Here is a 16,185-nt window from a genome sequence, read left to right on the forward strand (position 1 = left end):
CGCTGCTACGCCGAAGCCATCATGCTCAACTGAAGAGCCTGGCCAGGCAGGCCAGCTTCTTCTTGTACGAACGCCGCGCCTCCAGTGCCTGCTCCAGGCTCACCGGCAGGAACCGCGCCTGCTGGTTGGGCTGCATCTGCCCGATCAGGTCGAGGTCGGCACTGATCACCGTGCCGATCATGGCGTAACCGCCCCCCGACACCGCATCGCGATGCAGGATGATCGGTTCCAACCCTGCCGGCACCTGGATCGATCCGATCGGGTAGCAGCTGTCGACGATATTCGACGGATCCGACCCGGCACCGAACGGCTGCTCGCGCGCCTGGAAACTCAAGGCGCTGCCGCCTTTGTAGCGATAGCCGATACGGTCCGCTTCGGAGCCAACCGTCCAGGCGTCGGTGAAGAAACGTTGCGCTGCCGCTTCGGTCAGGCGGTGGAAGTACAGCCCAGGCACCACCCGCAACACCACCTCGCCCCCCAGGGCCTGACGCAGGGCCATCGGCAAGCTTGCACCGGCGCGGGTCTTGCCGCTGGGCACGCCGACCGGCAACAGGTCACCGGCCATCAACTTGCGGCCCTGAAAGCCACCCAAGGCCCCCAGCGCATAGGTTGAACGGCTACCCAGCACCTCCGGCACATCGATACCGCCAGCCACTGCCAGGTAAGCCCGGGCGCCTGCAGTGGGGAAGCCAAAACGCAGCACTTGCCCGGCGCGCACGGCAAACGCCGTGTCCGGGCGCTGCTCGCGTCCATCCAGCAGCACTGGCATCTGTGCCCCGCACACCGCCACCAGCGTATCCTGCTGGAACTCCAGTTCCGGCCCCACCAGCGCACACTCCAACCCTGCGGCGCCCGCCGGGTTGCCCACCAGGTGGTTGGCGGCGCTCAGGGCATACTGGTCGAGTGCGCCGGATGGCGGAATGCCCAGGTGGTAGTAACCTTCGCGGCCAAGGTCCTGCACGGAAGTCGCCAGGCCCGGTTTGAGTACCTTGATCATGCCAGCACCTCCTGCAGCGATTTCGGGTAGCCGACCGGATCGGCGAGAAAGGCGTCCAGAGAAAACGCCACGGGACGAATGCGCAGGTCAAAACGGCCCTCCTCCACATCCGCCACCGCCTGGTCATAGGCACGGCGGTCGATGGGTTTGAACTGCACGATGTCACCTGGTCGGAAGAACACCATGTGCTCTTTCAGGTAATTCAAGGTCTGCTGCGGGTCGTAGATCGGTGCCGGGGTGACGCCGAACATCTGGTAGCCGCCAGCCCCGCGCACCGAGTAGATGCAGCCGAAGCAGCCGCCATGGCCCAGGGTGTGCTTGGGCGTGTCGGTACGGGGGCGCAGGTACTTGGGCACCTGCAGCTGCCGCTGGCGCTCGACCATCTGGAACATGAACGGCAGGCCGGCGACGAAGCCGACCATCGACACGAACCATGGCGCACCGCTGTGCGCGGCAATGAATGCGTCGACATCGGCCAGGCCGTTGATGCGCGCGGCGTACTCCAGATCAGTACTGGTCGGGTCCTGGTGGCGATCCCTAAAGCGCATCAGGGTTTCATGGGTCCAGGGGTCGTTGTACAGCACCGGAATCTCGATGATACGCGTCTGCAGCGAGCGCTCGGCCACCGCCTGCGCTTCGGCGCCGCGCACGGCCTCAAGCAGTGCCTCGGGGGCGATACGGTCCGGGTCGAAGCGGATCTGGAACGACGCGTTGGCCAGGCACACATCAAGCACGCCATCCAGGGCCAGCCGCTCCACCGCCCGGGTGACGGCCATACCCTTGAAAAAGGCCTCCAGCGACATGCTCTCGCTGACTTCGGCAAACAGGTGCTCGTCGGCGCCGAAGCTGTAACGGATCGGTGTTGTAGCAAGCGGTTCGGCCATGACAGTTCCTTTTCTTGGAATCTTTATAGAAAGGCAGGCGAAAATAAAATGCTCGGGCTCCGGCTTGTCTGTTTGCCGGATGCCTGATTGATTCAGCGCGGCGCACGCACCACGATGCCAGCCGTATCCAGGGCCCTGCGCGTGGCCTCGACCAGATCCAGCGCGCCCGGGGTGTCACTGTGCAGGCAAATGGAATCGAATTCGATGGCCAGGTCCTGGCCTTCGACCGTACGCACCACGCCTTGGCGGCAAGCGCGCAGCACCCGCTCGGCGACGGCTTGGGGCTCGTAGCCACGCACATTGCGGGTAAACACGATCGACCCGCTCAGGTCGTACTCGCGGTCGGCGTAGAACTCGCGAACTACCGGCTGGCCCAGTGCCTGGGCAATGCGACAGATCACCGAACCCGGCATGCAGAACAGCAGCAGTTCCGGCTCGATCACCCGCAGGTTTTCCACCAGCAAGTGCGCGGCTTCTTCGTCACGCGCCAGGTGCATGTACAACGCCCCGTGCGGTTTGATGTGCTGCAGACGCACGCCCTGGGCACGGGCGATTTCACGCAGCGCGCCCAATTGATAGAGCATGTCGTCCACCAGTTCCTGCGCCGAGGCATTGATATGCCGGCGGCCAAAGCCAACCAGGTCACGGAATCCCGGGTGTGCCCCCACAGCAACGCCCAGTGCCTTGGCGCGCTCGACGGTGCGGCGCATGGTGCCGGGGTCGCCGGCATGGAAACCAGTGGCGATGTTGGCGCTGCTGATGTAACCCATCAGCTCATTGTCGACGCCATCGCCAATGGTCCACGGGCCAAAGCCCTCGCCCATGTCCGAGTTGAAGTCTACTGCTTGCATGACGGCATCTCCTGGCACTTGTGACTGCATGCAAGCCACGTTAGATTCTCTACACCCCCTTGGGAAGATCTATAAACAGATGGGGTACCTTCTGAAAATCAGATACCCCGGGAGCCTACCGTGTCACTGACCCTGCGCCAGGTCCGCTACTTCGTTGCCACCGCTGAAATCGGCCAGATATCCCAAGCGGCGATCCACCTGAACATCTCCCAGTCGGCAGTGACCACGGCCATCAAGGAGCTGGAAGCAATGCTCGGTGTGCTGTTGTTCCAGCGCTCGGCCCAGGGCATGAGCCTGACCGAGGCCGGCCGGCACTTTTTGAACCGTGCCTACGTCATCCTGCGCAGTGTCGACGACGCGTTGAACAGCCCGCTTCCGGACGTGCGCGCCAGCGGCCTGTTGCGCCTGGCGGCGAGTTACACGGTGATCGGTTACTTCCTGCCGCACCACCTGCAACGCCTGGAGCACTGGCATCCGGGCGTGACCCTGGAGCTCTACGAGCAGGAACGCAGCGCCATCGAGCAAGGCCTGCTGGAAGGGCGTTTCGACATGGCGGTGGTGCTCACCGCCAACCTCACCCACCCCGACATCGTTTCGGAAACCCTGTTCAACTCCGAGCGCCGGCTGTGGTTGCCCGCGCACCACCCGCTGTGCGAACGCTCGGCGGTGAGCCTGGCCGATGTGGCCTGTGAGCCGTTCATCCTGTTGACCGTGGATGAAGCCGAGCAAAGTGCCATGCGTTACTGGGAGCAGGCCGGGCAGCGGCCGAGCGTAAGGGTGCGGACCAGTTCGGTGGAGGCCGTGCGCAGCATGGTGGCCAATGGCAGTGGCGTGGCAATCCTGTCAGACCTGGTGCACCGCCCGTGGTCGCTGGAGGGCAAGCGTATCGAGACGGTGACCATCAGCGACCCGGTCGCACCGATGAGCGTAGGGTTGGCCTGGCACCGGGAACGGGCGTTCAGCCCGGCGATGCAGGCGGTGCGCAATTACTTCCATGATGCGTTTCTGGCGCCGCAGCAGTTGTCGGCCCGGCGCTGAGCCTGCCTTTGCAGGCCCGGCCTCTTCGCGGGCGCGCCCGCTCCCACAGGTGCAGCGCAAATCTTCAGCGGTATGGCAGCCTGTGGGAGCGGGCGAGCCCGCGAAGAAACCAACACCCATCTCGAGCCGAACGTTCAGGCCGCAATGCCGTCATAATCTGAGCCGGTGCCGACACGCAAAGAGGACGCGAAATGACCCAGCCCGACCCGTCATACGTCAAATGGCTCGAAGACCGCGCCATGCTCAAGGCCTCCCAGGCGCGTGCCAGCCTGTACTCAGGCCAGTCGCGCCTGTGGCAACAACCCTACGCCGAGGCCCAGCCCCGCCGCGCCACCGAAATCGCCTCGGTCTGGCTCACCGTCTACCCCGACGCCATCATCGCCCCTGAGGGCTGCTCGGTGCTCGGTGCCCTGGCTCACGAAGCATTGTGGAAGCGCCTGTCGGAGATTGGCGTGCAGGGCCTGCACACGGGCCCTATCAAACTGTCCGGTGGCATCCGCGGCCGCGAACTCACCCCTAGCGTGGACGGCAACTTCGACCGCATCAGCTTCGACATCGACCCGCTGTACGGCAGCGAGCAGGAGCTGATCCAGATGAGCCGCATGGCCGCTGCGCACAATGCCGTGACCATCGACGACCTGATCCCCTCGCACACCGGCAAGGGCGCCGACTTCCGCCTGGCCGAGATCGCCCATGGCCCCTACCCGGGGCTGTACCACATGGTCGAGATCCGCGAAGAAGACTGGACGCTGCTGCCCGAGGTGCCCGCCGGACGCGATGCGGTCAACCTGCTGCCCGCGCAGTGTGACGAGCTGAAGGCGCGCCATTACATCGTTGGCCAGCTGCAACGGGTGATCTTCTTCGAGCCGGGCGTGAAGGAAACCGACTGGAGCGCCACGCCGCCGATCACAGGCGTCGACGGCAAGACCCGGCGCTGGGTGTACCTGCACTACTTCAAAGAGGGCCAGCCGTCGCTGAACTGGCTGGACCCGACCTTCGCCGCCCAACAAATGATCATTGGTGATGCGTTGCACGCCCTGGACTGCCTCGGTGCCCGCGGCCTGCGCCTGGACGCCAACGGCTTTCTCGGCGTGGAAACCCGCGCCAGCGGCACCGCCTGGTCGGAAAGCCACCCGCTGTCGATCGTCGGCAACCAGCTGATCGGTGGCATGATCCGCAAGGCCGGCGGTTTCAGCTTCCAGGAGCTGAACCTGACCCTCGATGACATTGCGCAGATGTCCAGGGGAGGCGCCGACCTGTCCTACGATTTCATTACCCGGCCGGCCTACCAGCATGCGCTGCTGACCGGCGACACCGAGTTCCTGCGCCTGATGCTCAAGGAGATGCACGCCTTCGGCATCGACCCGGCCTCGCTGATACATGCCCTGCAAAACCATGACGAACTGACCGTGGAGCTGGTGCACTTCTGGACACTGCACGCGCACGACATGTACCTGTACAAAGGCCAGACCCTGCCTGGCAGCATTTTGCGCGAACATATCCGCGAAGAGATCTACGAACGGCTGTCGGGAGAACATGCCCCGTATAACCTGCGCTTCGTGACCAACGGCATCGCCTGCACCACCGCCAGCCTGATCGCTGCTGCCCTGGGTATTCGCGACCTCGAACAGATTGGCGAGGCGGATATCGAGCTGATCAAGAAGGTGCACCTGCTGCTGGTCATGTACAACGCCATGCAGCCGGGGGTGGTCGCCTTGTCCGGTTGGGACCTGGTCGGCGCCCTGCCCTTGCCCGCCGAGGCGGTTGCCGAACGCATGCTCGATGGCGATACCCGCTGGATTCACCGGGGCGGCTATGACCTCGCCGGGCTCGACCCACAGGCAGAGGTTTCAGTGCGTGGCATGCCGCGTGCCCGGGCGCTGTACGGCAGCCTCGACAGCCAGCTGGACGAGGGTGATTCATTTGCCTGCAAGGTGAAGAAACTGCTGGCTGTGCGCCAGGCCTACGGCATCGCCACCAGCCGTCAGGTGCTGGTACCTGAGGTGAGCAGCCCGGGGCTGCTGGTGATGGTGCACGAGCTGCCAGCCGGGCGGGGTATCCAGATCAGTGCGCTGAACTTCGGCCAGGACACGATTGCCGAGGAACTGCTGTTGACCGGGTTCACACCCGGGCCGGTGGTCGACATGATCAACGAGACGGTCGAAGGCGATTTGACCGAGGACGGGCGCCTGATGGTGAACCTGGACCCGTACGAGGCGCTGTGCCTGCGGATCGTCAACAGCAGCGGGCATGTTTGAATCTGCAGTGGCCCTGCCGTCGGCAAACCGGGTTCGCCCACAAGCACGCCGCCTGCCCCGCGCAGGCGCCAGACTCGCAAGCCGGCTTGCCAGCCAGGAAGCCCGGTCTTGCATTTACTGCGCTACGGGCATAGCGTTCGGAAGTTTTCTTTTCCGTGCCCAGGAGCAACTCCATGTACACCGGCATCGTCCAGGCCGTCCGCCCTCTGCTTGATGTGACCACCTACCCGGGCCACAACCAGTTCACCATCGACCTCACCCCGGAACTGCTCGACGAGCTGAAGATCGGTGCCAGCGTCAGTGTCGAAGGTACCTGCCTGTCCGTGACCGAAATCGATGGCAGCCAGGTCAGGTTCGACGCCATGACCGCGACCCTCGAGCGCACCAATCTGCGCAACTTCAAGCCCGGCCAGCGCGTGAACATCGAACGCTCAGCGAAGATGAACGCCGAAGTCGGCGGCCACCTGATGGCCGGCCATATCGCCACCACCGCTGAAATCGTCGAGCTGTCGATCAAGGAAACCGGCGCCTTCATCAAGTTCCGTATGCCGCCGCAATGGGGCAAGTACGTGTTCCCGCGCGGTTTCATCGGGGTCAATGGCTGCAGCCTGACGGTCGCTGACGTGGAGGACAACGTGATCACCATCAACCTGATCCCGGAAACCCTGCGGCAGACCACCTTCGCCAGTTACCACACAGGTGAACTGCTCAACATCGAGGTCGACCACCAGACCATGGTGCTGGTCGATGTGGTGGAGCGCACCATCAAAGGTACCCTGGCCCGCGAAAACCTGCTGCCCTGAGGCCTGCACATGCTCCCTAACGCCCTCCCCGCGCGCACAGCCAGGCGTTTGCGCCTGCAGGTAATGCGTGGTCGCGTCGGCCTCGGCCTGGTCGCCGCCCTGTCGGTGCTGGCCGGCATGACCGATGCCATCGGCCTGCTGGCACTGGGCGATTTCGTGTCGTTCATGAGTGGCAACACCACACGCCTGGCGGTGGCCATCAGTGAAGCAGACCTGGCCCTTGTGCTACGCCTCAGTGGCGCGGTACTGGGCTTTGTCGCGGGCAATGCGCTGGGCGTGCTCCTGGCTCACGGATTGCGCCGTCGAGCCTGGCCAGTGCTGTTGGTGGTTGCCGCACTGCTGGCCTTCGCGGCAGCGTGGCCGTTGCCAGCCACCTTCCCCGCGCTGTTGGCGGCCACGCTGGCCATGGGCATGATCAATGCGGTAGTCGAGCAGGTGAATGGCCTGCCCATCGGCCTGACTTACGTGACTGGCGCCCTGTCGCGTTTCGGCCGCGGCCTGGGGCGCTGGCTGCTGGGCGAACGGCGCAATGGCTGGCGGGTGCAGTTGGTGCCTTGGGCAGGCATGCTGCTGGGCGCCGCACTGGGCGCCTGGTTGCAACAACACCTGGGCCTGCAGGCGCTGGCCGGCAGCTGCGCGCTGGCCTGCGTGCTGGCGCTGGTATCGCGGTTCATCCCGCGGTCCTGGCAGCGTGGCTACATGCCGCGCTGATCATTCGATACGCGGGTGCTGCAGGGCCAGCTTCTCGCGCTTGGCTTCCAGCTCGGCGATCTGCGCATCGATGTCCTCGATCTTCTGCTCGATGTTGTCGTGGTGCTCCTGCAGCAGTTCACGCGCCTCTTCGATGTCCGATGCCGCGGGTGCCGCGCCGCGCAGGGGCTTGTTGGCGGTTTCCTTCATGGTCAGGCCGGTGATCAGGCCGACAGCGGCGATCACCATCAGGTAATAGGCCGGCATGTACAGATCGCCTGTGCTCTCCACCAGCCACGCAGCGAGGGTCGGGGTAAGGCCGGCGATCAGCACCGAGATGTTGAAGGCGCTGGCCAGGGCACTGTAGCGGATGTGCGTGGGGAACATGGCCGGCAGCGTCGAGGCCATCACGCCGATGAAGAAATTCAGCAACACGGCAATGATCAGCAGGCCGGCGAAAATAAGCCCGAGCACGCCACTGTTGATCAGCATGAATGCCGGAATGGCCAAGGCCAACAGGCCGACACTGCCGACGATGATGAACGGCCGTCGGCCGAACTTGTCGCTGAGCAGACCGATCATAGGCTGCACGAACAGCATGCCAACCATGATCGCGATGATGATCAGCACGCCATGGTCTTCGCTGTATTGCAGATTGTGCGACAGGTAGCTGGGCATGTAGGTAAGCAGCATGTAGTAGGTGACGTTGGTGGCAATTACCACGCCGATACAGGTCACCAGACTGCGCCAGTGCTGGGTGGCCACTTCCTTGAACGACACCTTGGGCCCGGAGGCCAGGCCTTCACGATCGCCCTGCTCCAGCTTGTCGACGTGCTGCTGGAACGCAGGTGTTTCTTCCAGCGCATGGCGCAGGTAGAGCCCGATGATGCCCAGCGGCAGGGCCAGGAAAAACGGCAGGCGCCAGCCCCATTCGAGGAACTGTTCTTCACCCAGAACCGTGGAAATGAGCACCACCACCCCTGCGCCCAGCACAAAGCCGGCAATCGAACCGAAGTCCAGCCAGCTACCGAGAAAGCCGCGCTTGCGGTCAGGCGCGTACTCGGCAACGAAGATCGAGGCGCCGGTGTATTCACCGCCCACCGAAAAGCCCTGGGCCATCTTGGCCAGCAGCAACAGGATCGGCGCCCAGATACCAATGCTCGCGTAGGACGGTATCAGGCCGATGGCGAAGGTGCTGAGGGACATGATCACGATGGTCGCGGCGAGGATTTTCTGCCGCCCGAACCTGTCGCCCAAGGCACCGAAGAACAACCCGCCAAGAGGCCGGATCAGGAATGGCACCGAGAAGGTGGCCAGGGCCGCGATCATTTGCACGCTGGGGTCGGCGTTGGGGAAGAACACCTTGCCCAAGGCATAAGCGACGAAGCCATATACGCCAAAGTCGAACCACTCCATGGCGTTGCCCAGCGCGGCGGCTGTGATCGCCTTCTTCATCTTGGCGTCGTCGACGATGGTGATGTCCTTCAGGCCGATTGGCTGGACGTTTTTCTTGCGAGGTTTCATACCCATATCCCTGTCGATGAATGCTCTAAGGGATCAGATACAACAGGACACTAAATAATTCAGCGCTTACTGTTTTTTGTGCGTTTGCGGCACCACCAAACAGCGCCCAAAGAAAAGCCGCTGCAATGGCAGCGGCTTTCATGCCGAAGGCCTGGCTTCAGATACCTTCGCGCGCCAGGTCCATGGCGAAGTAGGTCAGGATCAGGTCGGCACCGGCACGCTTGATTGCGCCAATGCTTTCGCGCACCACCCGGCCTTCGTCGATGGCACCGGCCAGGCCACCGAACTTGATCATCGCATACTCGCCACTCACCTGGTACGCCGCCAGTGGCAGGCGCGAAGCGGCGCGGATGTCGGCGATCACATCAAGGTAGGCACCGGCCGGCTTGACCATCAGCACGTCCGCCCCTTCCTGCTCGTCGAGCAGCGACTCGCGCACCGCTTCGCGGCGGTTCATCGGGTTCATCTGGTAGCTTTTGCGGTCGCCTTTCAGTGCGGTGCCACCGGCCTCACGGAACGGGCCATACAACGACGAGGCGAACTTGGTGGAATAGGCCATGATCGCGGTGTCGTGGAAGCCGGCACCGTCCAGGGCGCTGCGGATTGCCTGCACCTGGCCGTCCATTGCCGCCGAAGGGGCAATGAAGTCGGCACCGGCAGCGGCGGCGATGACAGCCTGCTTGCCCAGGTTGGCCAGGGTGGCGTCGTTGTCCACGCCATGGTCATGCAGCACGCCGCAGTGGCCGTGGCTGGTGTATTCGCAGAAGCAGGTGTCGGACATCACCACCATTTCCGGCACGGTGTCCTTGCAGATACGCGACATGCGCGCAACCAGGCCGTTTTCGTTCCAGGTGTCGCTGCCGTCAGCATCCAGGTGGTGCGATACGCCAAAGGTCATCACCGACTTGATACCGGCGCGGGCATAGCGCTCGATTTCCTGGGCCAACAGCTTCTCGGGGATACGGTTGACACCGGGCATGCTGGTGATCGGCACGAAATCATCGATGCCCTCTTCGACGAAGATCGGCAGGATCAGGTCTTCAAGGCGGAACTCGGTTTCCTGGAAGATCGTGCGCAGGGACTCGTTCTGACGCAGGCGGCGGGGACGAACGGACGGGAATTGGTTGGACATGACAGCTCCAGGGAATTTGAACGGCGTATACCTTATGCCTGTCGCGCGCCAGTGAAAAGGCTAAATGACGAGATTGTGTCTTGCGTCAATGGCAACGCCCGGGGTTTGCCTGTGTTGGCCTCTTCGCGGGTAAACCCGCGCCTACAAACCCAGTAGGAGCGGGTTCACCCGCGAAGCGGCCGGCACAGGCACTAAATTACTGCAACCAGGGCGGCGTCACCTCCTCTGCCTTGGCCGGCCCATGCTCAGCCTCGGCGCGTGCCGCACGGCGGCGAGCGTCGTCCATACGGGCGGCGTCGATCTCGCGCATCACCCCGGTTACGTCAGCCTCATGTTCGTCATCCTCGAACACCCCGGTCAACGGGCTGTCGGGCAGCAACTCGCCGGCCTCGTACAACGCCCACATCTCCTGCGCATAGCGGGTGCTTTTCAGCTCCGGGGCAAAGCGCCCGAAATAATGGGCCATGTTGTCCACATCGCGCTGCAGCATGCTGAAGGCGTGGTTGTTGGCGGCTGCATCCACTGCCTGCGGCAGGTCGATGATCACCGGCCCGTCCGGGCCGAGCAGCACGTTGAACTCGGACAGATCACCATGCACCATTCCGGCGCACAGCATCAGCACGATCTGGCGAATGACGAAGGCATGGAACGCGCGGGCATCTTCAACTTCCAGGTGTACGTCGTTCAGGCGCGGGGCCGCATCGCCATCGGCATCGGTCACCAGCTCCATCAGTAGCACGCCGTCCTGGAAGTCGTAAGGCTTGGGCACCCTTACGCCCGCACCGGCCAAACGGAACAGCGCAGCCACTTCGGCGTTCTGCCAGGCATCCTCGGCTTCTTTGCGGCCGTACTTGCTGCCCTTGGCCATGGCCCGGGCCTGACGGCTGTTGCGCACCTTGCGGCCTTCCTGGTATTCGGCGGCCTGGCGGAAACTGCGCTTGTTGGCTTCTTTGTAGACCTTGGCGCAGCGTACCTCGCTGCCACAGCGCACCACATACACAGCGGCTTCCTTGCCACTCATCAACGGCCGGAGTACTTCGTCGACCAGGCCGTCTTCGATCAACGGTTCGATTCTTTTAGGTGTCTTCATCAGGCTGCGTTCAGGGTCCTGGCTTTGTTGACGGACATCCTCTCACAGCCTGATGCGACTTGCTCGTCTGTCTTCAGGCCAGACGAATCAGGCGCGCTGCCCTACGCCAGCCACGGCCCCGCCGCGCGCCCGGCGCCGGGTGACCAGCACCCCCGAGCACACCACCAACACCGCCAGCACCATCGTCGAGACCACTTCCAGGCGATGATCCGGGCGGAACAGCATCAATACCAGTACGCCGCTGATGAACAGGATCACGCCCCAGGTCAGCCACGGGAACAGCCACATGCGGTAACCGAGTGTCTTGCCCTGTGCCGTCAGGCGCTGGCGCAAGCGCAACTGGGAAATGGCGATGACCAGATACACCAGCAGGGCAATGGCGCCGGAGCTTGCCATGAGGAAGCCAAACACCTTGGCCGGCACCAGGTAGTTGGCGATCACCGCCAGGAATGCAGCCCCCGTCGACAACAACACGGCCACCACGGGTGTACCACTGCGGCTGGTTATCTGGGCACAGGCCGGGGCATCACCACGACGGCTAAGCGAATAGACCATGCGCGAGGCGGTGTACAGCGAGGAGTTGAGGCAACTGGTCACCGAGGTCAGCACCACGAAGTCGATGATGGCCTTGGCATTTGGCACGCCGAGGGTGTCCAGCACCGTGACGTAAGAACCCTCGGTAGCCAGGCGCGGGTCGGTCCACGGTACCAGTGCGATGACGATGAAGATCGACAGGATGTAGAACAGCGTTATCCGCCAGATCACCGAATTGGTGGCCTTGGAAATATGCTTGCCCGCCTCGTCGGATTCAGCCGCAGCAATGGTCACCACCTCGGCCCCGAGGAACGAGAACATGGTGATCAGCATGGCGCTCAGCACTGCACCAAAGCCGTTGGGCATGAAGCCCCCGGTATCCCACAGGCGCGAAACGCCGCTGACGCCGGACCCCGGCAACAGGCCGAAAATGGCGCAGACACCCAGGGCGATGAAGCAGACAATGGCCACCACCTTGACCAGTGCCAACCAGAACTCGAACTCACCGTAGTTCTTCACGCTGAACAGGTTGGTGGCCGTCAGCAGTAACGTGATCACCAACGACAACACCCAGATCTCCATCTGCGGGACCCAGGAGTTGATGATGGTAGCGGCGATATTGGCCTCGATCGGGATGATCAGCACCCAGAACCACCAGTACAGCCAACCGATGGTATAACCGGCCCACTTGCCGATGGCGAGGTCAGCATAGGTTGAGAACGAGCCGGTATCTGGGGATGCAACGGCCATTTCGGCCAACATGCGCATCACCAGCACCACCAGGCCGCCCGCCAGGATATAGGCCAGGATGGTGGCCGGCCCCGCTTCGGCGATGGCGCGGCCAGAGCCGACAAACAGCCCGGCGCCGATCACGCCGGCAATGGACAGCATGGTGACATGCCGTGATTTCAATCCATGACTCAAATTGTTCTTGTGGGTTTGCATGGCGCTACCTTGTTGTTTTTGTCATGCCCACGCAGGGGCCGCCGGCTGCACGTCACCGACGCAGGCGCGAAAAAGCCCGCCCTGCCCTGAATGGTGAGCAGGGCAGTACGGGTTGAGTAAAACGAAACCGCAAAAGGTGTTACTGGGCTGTCAGCTGGCAGCCCTCTGGTTGGCCGACAGGTCGGCCTTGGGGAAGCTGCCGCCCTGCAGGCCGACCTGCTCGCACACTTTCTCGACGATGTAGGCGCCGATCGGTATGGCCGAAGTAGCGGCTGGCGACGGTGCGTTGCACACGTTGACACTGCGTGCAGTGTTGACGAACAGGAAATCGTCGATCAGCTTGCCGTCGCGCGACACCGCCTGGGCACGCACGCCGGCCGGGTAAGGCGTGAGGTCGGCTTTGCTAATGCTCGGGCAGTACTTCTGCACCTGCTTGAGGTACCCGCCCTTGAACAGCGAGTTCTTCATCTCGATCAGGCCCGGGCGGAAGTTCTTCGCCAGCACCTTGAGGATGCCGGGCGTGGTCAGGGTCTGGAACAGGTCGCTGGGGCTGACATCGGTCTTGCGGTAGCCCTCGCGCTTCATCGCCAGGACGGCGTTGGGGCCTACGGTGACGGTGCCGTCGATCATGCGGGTCAGGTGCACCCCCAGGAAGGGCATCGACGGGTCGGGAATGGGGTAGATCAGGTGGTTGACGATCTGATTGTGCTGCTTGGGCAACAGGTAGTATTCGCCACGGAACGGGCAGATCACGAACTCGGTACGCAGCCCGAGCATGCCCACCACGCGGTCGGCCATCAGCCCCGAGCAGGTCACCAGGAAACGGCTGCGCAATTCATCACGCGGGGTGCGCACGATCACTTCACTTGCCTGCTCCTGCAGGCCGACCACTTCTGCGCCATAGCGGATTTCGCCACCGGCACGCTGGAACTCTGCCGCCATCGCAGCAGTCACCTGGGCGTAATTGACGATGCCGCTGGACGGCACGAAGATCCCCCCCATACCGACGATGTTGGGCTCACGCTCGCGCAACTCGTCAGCCGACAGCCAGTAGCGCTCCAGGCCATTGGCCGCGGTGCGCTCCCACAGCGCCTTCATGCGCTGCATTTCCAGATCGTTGGTGGCGACCAACAGCTTGCCGCACTCATCGAAGCGGATGCCGTGCTGGGTGCAGAAGGCTTTGGTCGCCTTGTTGCCTTCAAGGCAGAAGCGCGCCTTGAGGCTGCCGGGGGTGTAATACACGCCGGCGTGGATCACGCCGCTGTTATGGCCGGTCTGATGGCGGGCCGGACCAGACTCTTTCTCCAGCAGGAGCATCTTCGCATCCGGGTAGACCTTGATCAGGTGCATGGCCGTGGACATGCCCACAATCCCGCCGCCAATAATGATGAAATCGTACACAGCCTTACCTCACACGCAGGCATTGCCTGGCAGGCTCACCAAGGCCCGCACGGGGCCTGGTGGCATTGTTATGTGCAAAAACGCGTGGACGAGCGCCCGCCCCGCGCCCTGTCATTATTGCCCGCGCTGGTACAGCGGCTTGGGGAAGGCGACGTAACCACGCTGGCGCATCAGTTCGCGGCGCAGGCCCTCGTGCGGGGTGAAGCGATCGCGGCCATGCAGCCAGAACAGGTTGTTGATCAACAGGAAACTGCCTACGCCTACCGGTACCGAGACCTTCTTGCCGCTGCCTTCCAGCGACTCGGACAAGGCGTTCAGCCAGATACCTTCCTCGTAGTTTTCCGGCTGCACGAACTGGTCAATGTAGCGCATGGTCGGCCGGCCTTCGGCATCGGTGTCGAATACCGAATGGAACACATCTTCGGCAACCTTTTTGCTCGGCGGTGCGGTCCAGCGCATTTCGCGACGGGCCATCGGGTGACGGAAGAACGCCTCGCACTCCTCCCAGTCGTCCAGATGCAGCAGCAGCGAGTTGCCGCCTTCCATGTTCTTCTCGTCGATCTTCAGCATCAGCACGTAGTCGGTGATCTGGTTCACGAACGTGCCGTCGTTGTGCAGTTCCATGACCCGGTGCGGCTGGCGCAGGTAACTGTCGGAGTTGTCGCTGTTGACCACCACGAAGCGCGCATAGAACTGGCCACTCATGGCGTCATAGTTGGAACGGCCGATCAAGTGGGCGCAGGCGGTGGTGAACTTGACCATGTCTTCGGCCTGGCTCACGTCATCCAGGCCGACCGGGGTAATCAGCATGCCGCCTGTGGCGCGATCGAGGATGGTGTTGAGCAGCACCGGGCGCAGCGTGCCCTGGCACAGCTCGTCAAGGATTTCGCCTACGCGAAAACGCAGGAACGACTTGTACTCCAATGCCTGCACCGGCCATTGGGCAACGGCCTGCACGAACGCTTCGACGGTTTCCCGGGCAAAGGTCAGTTCCAGCAGGCGCGGCGACTGTTTCGAGGGGGCGATGGAATAGCCCTGCGGTTCGAGTGGCAGCGGCATGACAAGTTCGTCGATCTGCGTAAAGGCGTTCATGGCAATGTCCTGGCTAAAAAGTAGGTGGCGCCGTCCGGTAATGACCTGGATCAGTGCGGGCGAGGTAAAAATATCGCCACAAAATCAAAATGTCTACATTTTTATGATTCGGCGACAATATTTGTGTTTGTCCATTGTTTTTCGCCGACAGAGGGTTTCGGTATGATCGGCAAAACGTTTTGAGGAACAGGATCTTGGAAGCGCTCGCCCCCCGACAAAACTCAGCATTCAGCGGGTATGAGAGGCTCAAGCAGGACATCATCCGCGGGGTGTTCAAGCCCGGTGAAAAGCTGTTGATGAGTGCCCTCAAGGAACGCTACGACCTGGGTGTGGGCCCGTTGCGCGAAGCACTGTCGCAACTGGTGGCCGAGCACCTGGTCAACGCGATCAGCCAGAAAGGCTACCGGGTAGCGCCCATGTCGCTGGATGAGATGAACGACATCTACGACGCCCGCGCCAACCTGGAAGCGATGATCATCGCCCTGGCCATCGAGCGCGGCGACGACGCCTGGGAGGCGTCGGTGCTGGCCCACTCGCATACCCTGGCCAAGGTGGTAGAAGTAAAAACCCGCGAGCAGCGGCTGGATGTGTGGGACGAGCGGCACAAGGCGTTTCATACTGCCATTGCCTCGGGCTGCGGCTCCAAGCACCTGCTGCAGGCACGCACCTACCTGTTTGACCAGGCCGAGCGCTACCGCCACCTGTGGCTGACGCAAACGGTGTTTTCCGAACAGGCGCTGGCGCTCAAGCGCCAGGAGCATGCGGCACTGGTCGAGGTGATCCTCGCCCGTGATGCCAAACGCGCCAGCGCCATGATGCGCGCGCACCTGATGACACCGGTACCGATCATTGCGCAGATCATGCATGCCGAAGGCATCGGTGCACGCTAGATGAATTTTTCTTAAATCGCCGGTTGTCTATTCTTTGGCACAATCAAATCTTCATT

The 16,185-nt window shown here is 62.8% G+C and carries 14 protein-coding genes; 5 read left to right on the forward strand and 9 right to left on the reverse strand.

The annotated features are described in order from the left end of the window. Nucleotides 1–25: 25 nt before the first annotated feature. From ACF8GF_RS17510 to ACF8GF_RS17520, 3 genes are all read right to left on the reverse strand, one after another. Nucleotides 26–997, reverse strand: coding sequence for a biotin-dependent carboxyltransferase family protein (locus ACF8GF_RS17510; RefSeq protein WP_176684608.1), 972 nt, complete (start codon nucleotides 995–997; stop codon nucleotides 26–28). Then, entirely contained in the window at nucleotides 994–1,881 is an 888-nt protein-coding gene (locus ACF8GF_RS17515) for an allophanate hydrolase subunit 1 (RefSeq protein ID WP_176684609.1), read from the reverse strand. The genes ACF8GF_RS17510 and ACF8GF_RS17515 overlap by 4 nt, the downstream gene beginning before the upstream one ends. Before the next feature lie 92 nt (nucleotides 1,882–1,973). Continuing rightward, nucleotides 1,974–2,732 carry a 5-oxoprolinase subunit PxpA gene (locus ACF8GF_RS17520; protein ID WP_392461057.1) on the reverse strand — a complete coding sequence of 253 codons (759 nt, stop codon included), beginning with the start codon at nucleotides 2,730–2,732 and terminating at the stop codon, nucleotides 1,974–1,976. Nucleotides 2,733–2,852: 120 nt separating this feature from the next. Between ACF8GF_RS17520 and ACF8GF_RS17525 the strand changes: the two genes are divergently transcribed. The 4 genes from ACF8GF_RS17525 (at nucleotide 2,853) to ACF8GF_RS17540 (ending at nucleotide 7,542) form a co-directional block, all read left to right on the forward strand. Beyond that, entirely contained in the window at nucleotides 2,853–3,770 is a 918-nt protein-coding gene (locus tag ACF8GF_RS17525; protein WP_176684611.1) for a LysR family transcriptional regulator, read from the forward strand. 191 nt (nucleotides 3,771–3,961) lie between these two features. Beyond that, nucleotides 3,962–6,028: a maltose alpha-D-glucosyltransferase gene (gene treS, locus ACF8GF_RS17530; RefSeq protein ID WP_392488260.1), complete on the forward strand. Its 2,067-nt coding sequence runs from the start codon at nucleotides 3,962–3,964 to the stop codon at nucleotides 6,026–6,028. Nucleotides 6,029–6,201: 173 nt separating this feature from the next. Continuing rightward, entirely contained in the window at nucleotides 6,202–6,831 is a 630-nt protein-coding gene (locus ACF8GF_RS17535) for a riboflavin synthase subunit alpha (RefSeq protein WP_209966387.1), read from the forward strand. A 9-nt stretch (nucleotides 6,832–6,840) separates the two neighbouring features. Next, nucleotides 6,841–7,542, forward strand: a complete 702-nt coding sequence (locus ACF8GF_RS17540) for a YoaK family protein (RefSeq protein ID WP_028697209.1) — start codon at nucleotides 6,841–6,843, stop codon at nucleotides 7,540–7,542. Here ACF8GF_RS17540 and proP read toward each other — a convergent pair whose 3' ends face one another. The 6 genes from proP to glaH all read right to left on the reverse strand — a co-directional run bounded on the left by proP (nucleotide 7,543) and on the right by glaH (nucleotide 15,239). Continuing rightward, the gene (gene proP, locus ACF8GF_RS17545; RefSeq protein ID WP_392488261.1) at nucleotides 7,543–9,045 is read right to left on the reverse strand and encodes a glycine betaine/L-proline transporter ProP; all 1,503 of its coding nucleotides are present in this window, start codon (nucleotides 9,043–9,045) and stop codon (nucleotides 7,543–7,545) included. A 157-nt stretch (nucleotides 9,046–9,202) separates the two neighbouring features. Next, nucleotides 9,203–10,177, reverse strand: a complete 975-nt coding sequence (gene hemB / locus ACF8GF_RS17550) for a porphobilinogen synthase (protein ID WP_010953815.1) — start codon at nucleotides 10,175–10,177, stop codon at nucleotides 9,203–9,205. Nucleotides 10,178–10,373: 196 nt separating this feature from the next. Beyond that, nucleotides 10,374–11,267: a PA4780 family RIO1-like protein kinase gene (locus tag ACF8GF_RS17555; protein WP_021782398.1), complete on the reverse strand. Its 894-nt coding sequence runs from the start codon at nucleotides 11,265–11,267 to the stop codon at nucleotides 10,374–10,376. An 87-nt stretch (nucleotides 11,268–11,354) separates the two neighbouring features. Then, nucleotides 11,355–12,746: a GABA permease gene (gabP, locus tag ACF8GF_RS17560; protein WP_176684614.1), complete on the reverse strand. Its 1,392-nt coding sequence runs from the start codon at nucleotides 12,744–12,746 to the stop codon at nucleotides 11,355–11,357. 150 nt (nucleotides 12,747–12,896) lie between these two features. Next, on the reverse strand, nucleotides 12,897–14,147 hold the full coding sequence (gene lhgO, locus ACF8GF_RS17565; RefSeq protein WP_176684615.1) for an L-2-hydroxyglutarate oxidase: 1,251 nt from the start codon (nucleotides 14,145–14,147) through the stop codon (nucleotides 12,897–12,899). A 114-nt stretch (nucleotides 14,148–14,261) separates the two neighbouring features. Next, nucleotides 14,262–15,239 (reverse strand): glutarate dioxygenase GlaH, encoded by a 978-nt coding sequence (gene glaH / locus ACF8GF_RS17570; RefSeq protein WP_176684616.1) that lies wholly within the window; start codon nucleotides 15,237–15,239, stop codon nucleotides 14,262–14,264. A 194-nt stretch (nucleotides 15,240–15,433) separates the two neighbouring features. On the opposite strand from glaH, the gene csiR reads away from it, so the two are divergent. Beyond that, nucleotides 15,434–16,129, forward strand: a complete 696-nt coding sequence (gene csiR, locus ACF8GF_RS17575) for a DNA-binding transcriptional regulator CsiR (protein ID WP_209966397.1) — start codon at nucleotides 15,434–15,436, stop codon at nucleotides 16,127–16,129. The last annotated feature ends 56 nt before the right edge of the window (nucleotides 16,130–16,185 follow it).

It is taken from the genome of Pseudomonas sp. yb_5 (assembly GCF_043103865.1).
Classification (GTDB): Bacteria; Pseudomonadota; Gammaproteobacteria; order Pseudomonadales; family Pseudomonadaceae; genus Aquipseudomonas; species Aquipseudomonas putida_Y.